This is a genomic window from Ilumatobacter nonamiensis YM16-303, assembly GCF_000350145.1.
GTDB classification, from domain to species: domain Bacteria; phylum Actinomycetota; class Acidimicrobiia; order Acidimicrobiales; family Ilumatobacteraceae; genus Ilumatobacter_A; species Ilumatobacter_A nonamiensis.
Map to the genome: position 1 here is coordinate 1 of NZ_BAOL01000309.1, position 3,152 is coordinate 3,152.

Genomic DNA, 3,152 nt, shown 5'->3' on the forward strand with positions numbered 1-3,152 from the left:
GTTGGTCGTTGCCGGCGCCGCCGTAGACGGTGTCATTGCCGTGCCCGGCACAGACCACGTCGTTGCCGGCGGCACCGGAGATCGAGTCGTTCCCCTCGAGACCCAAGAAAACGTCGGCTCCGGTCGAACCCACGAGCCGGTCGTTTCCGGCCGTTCCGACGTGCGTCACGGCGCGACCACCGCATCGGAGGGTCGAACCGGGTGTGATGTTCCACCCGGCGGCGACGCGTGCCCCCTCGCGCGCGATGTAGTCCGCCGCACCGAGGGCGCCAGCCTGGGTGTAGTGGACCCCGTCGTAGGTGAACCATGACGATTTGTTGGCCGTATAGGTCGCCCAGTCGGCGATCTGCAGTCGTCCGCCGTAGGCGCTGGCCTTCTGCAGCAGGATCCGGTTGTTGTCGAGGAAGGTGTACGAATTCGACCTGAAGGTCGGCGAGACGTATGAGACGTCAGCGGTTCGCATGGTGAGCCACATCACCTTGTCGATTCCCTGACGCTTGGCCTCGGCCATGATGGCGTCGATCGACTGGGCGAACGATGAGCCGGGGTCGTTGTACCCCATGACCATGACGAGAACAGAACCCCACTGGCCGCTGCGCGAGCGGAGCGCCTGCAGGGCGGTCGGCGGGGCGTATCCCTCACGTCCTCGACAACTCGGCGTGGTCGTTCGCCGACACGACTCGGCGGTGAACGAGTAGTTGATGGATGACAACGGGCCGTACGAGTTCGACCACCGCACGCCGGCCAGCGACGAGTCACCGATGATCCCGATCGTCGCAGCTCCCGGTGCCCCGGTGAAGACGCGGGTTGCTGCCGCGTCCGCAGGTTCGGAGTGGCTGTTGACGAGGACGACGGTCGTTGCCAGTAGAGCGAGCGCAAGGAGGTTGCGAAGTGACTTCATCAGCACCGTTCCTGGGAGTCGGGATGTTCGAACGCGAAGGTAGGTGCCCACGGACGGGGGACACAATGGGTCCGGCGCAAGTTCTTCCGCCTCACCCGTTCAGGTGATGCGCTCCAGAACCGTGCTCGCCAGTTCGTTGGCCTCCGTCTCCCAGGACTGGCCCGTGTCGACGCCGGAGTGCACAACGGTGACTGTCAGGCCGTTCGAGTGCGCGATCGCGACCGAATGATGGCTGGGAAACGCCGCCGTCGCAGATGGGCTGGCGTAGATCGAGTAGGCAGCGCGGGTCACGGGGCTTCCCGTCGACGACGTTTCCCGCCGGATCCTTTCGATGCTGGCCACGTCGCCGGGGGCGCAGCCGTCCAGCTCGTCGAGTCGAGTGTCGAGATCAGCGTCGTCCTGGAGTTCGGCGACGATCTCGACGGCGACCAATCCATCGTCGAGGGGCTCGGTCGGTGCGAGATAGCGGCGTCGGAGCCAGAGATCGTCCGTTCGTGCCAATGGTGGTCCGAGTGCGCACGGCAGGACACCGAACGCGATCGCACGGTCGTCGCCATCCAGTTGCGCTTCGGTGTGAGCATCGCGGATCGCCCAGGTGTCGGGCACCCCGACCTCATCGGTCGAGAGCGTGGCAGCCGCAAGCGCGGTGGGAATCTCGCCGACGGTCGTCACGGTTTCGGTGTCGCTCGTTTCCGCGTCGGTGCCCGGTGTCCCGGTGTTCGGCACGCGATCGACGGTGGAAACCGAACTGCTGGTGCCGCCGTCGGACTCCGAGTCTTCGGTGATGGCGGAGCCGCCCGCCTCGTCCGACGGCGCATCCGTCGATCGCTGAAAGAGTACGGGCTCGGTGGTCGAGGTCGCCCCGTGCGTTCCCGCAGACGTCGCTTCGCTGGCCGGGCCACTCTCGTCGGAACATGCAGCAGCGATGGCGGACATGGCGACCGCGGCCGCAGAGAGTCGGGACCATCGACGCCTCGATGACATCGGGTCAGTATGACAGCGTCTGCGGAGCGCGCCCCGGCGACGCCACTCCTGCGCCGGCCGCCTGTGACGAGTGTTTCGTGAATTTCGACGTCATTTCGCAACGTCATCGTCATATTCGGTAGAGTTCACGCCCGTGAAGCACTTCCTTCGAGTTGCTCCCGTCGCGTTCATCATTGCGCTGGTCGTGCCGGCAATGAACCCCCACGTGGCCGCAGCAAGCCCAGTCGATCAACAGCGGAACAAGGTCGAGAGCATCGTCGATGAGCTCGAGCGCCTGGAGGAACAGGCGCGCGTGATCGGTGAGGAATACGGCATCGCCATCGATCGCCAGGCCGAACTCGGTGAGGAGATCACCGAGCTCGAGGACCAGATCGGGGTGAAGGAAGGCGAGCTGACCGAACTTCGCGCTGAACTCGGCGACATGGCCGTGCGGTCCTTCGTCGGCTCGGGCACGACTCCCTTGGGTCCGCTGTTCGAGGACAGCGGTGACATCAACGACGTACTCCAGCGCGATCAGCTGGCCCGTGTGGCGCTGAGCGCCGGCGACGTCAGCACCGACGAACTCGATGCACTCGTCAGCGACCTCGAAGAAGACCGCGTGGCGCTCGACGACAAGATTGCCGAAGCCGAGGAACTCGCCGACTCGCTGACCTCAGCGCAGGAGGACACCGAGGCCAAGACCGCCGAGTACCAGCAGGCCCGGATCGATGCCGAGGCCGAACTCGGTGAATTGATCGCCGAGGAAGAGGCACGTCGCGCCGCCGAGTCGGCCGCTCGTGTCCAGGCCGAGATCGAAGCTGCCCAGGCGGAAGCTGCGGCGCAGGCCCAGGCGAGCTCGAACTCCGGCGGTGGCGGTGGTGGAAACTCCAACTCCAACTCGAACTCCGGCAGCAGCTCCAACTCGAACTCGGGTGGCGGCGGAAGCTCGAGTGGCAGCTCCAGCTCGAACTCAAGCTCCAGCTCCGGCGGTGGCGGCGGCAGTTCCACGCCGGCTCCGAGCACACCGTCGGCACCGCCGCCCAGCTCACGTGCGGGCACCGCTGTCAGCGCTGCCATGAGCCAGCAGGGCGTCCCGTACCGCTACGCCACCTCGAACCCCGGCGTGTCGTTCGACTGCTCGGGGCTCACCGCCTACGCCTGGGCGCAGGCCGGCGTGTATCTCCCGCACCAGTCGGCGCAGCAGTACGCCTCGATCCCCCACGTGAGCCAGGGTGCGGCGCAGCCGGGCGACCTGATCTTCTACTACAGCCCGATCAGCCACGTCGGC

2 protein-coding genes and 1 pseudogene are annotated in these 3,152 nt (G+C 66.3%); 1 reads left to right on the plus strand and 2 read right to left on the minus strand.

Features of this window, described 5'->3' with window-relative positions; translation table 11 throughout:
* A pseudogene (locus ON45_RS20170) lies at nt 1-901 on the minus strand (hypothetical protein); the annotation flags it as partial.
* A 99-nt stretch (nt 902-1,000) separates the two neighbouring features.
* Nucleotides 1,001-1,885, minus strand: a complete 885-nt coding sequence (locus tag ON45_RS20175) for a hypothetical protein (protein ID WP_148288801.1) — start codon at nt 1,883-1,885, stop codon at nt 1,001-1,003.
* A 133-nt stretch (nt 1,886-2,018) separates the two neighbouring features.
* Between ON45_RS20175 and ON45_RS20180 the strand changes: the two genes are divergently transcribed.
* A partial coding sequence (locus tag ON45_RS20180) for a C40 family peptidase (RefSeq protein WP_040496513.1) occupies nt 2,019-3,152 on the plus strand: 1,134 nt, incomplete at its 3' end.

Excerpts from the sequence above, each read along its gene's own strand:
- ON45_RS20175 (WP_148288801.1), bottom strand. The coding sequence starts at position 1,885 with ATGTCATCGAGGCGTCGATGGTCCCGACTCTCTGCGGCCGCGGTCGCC.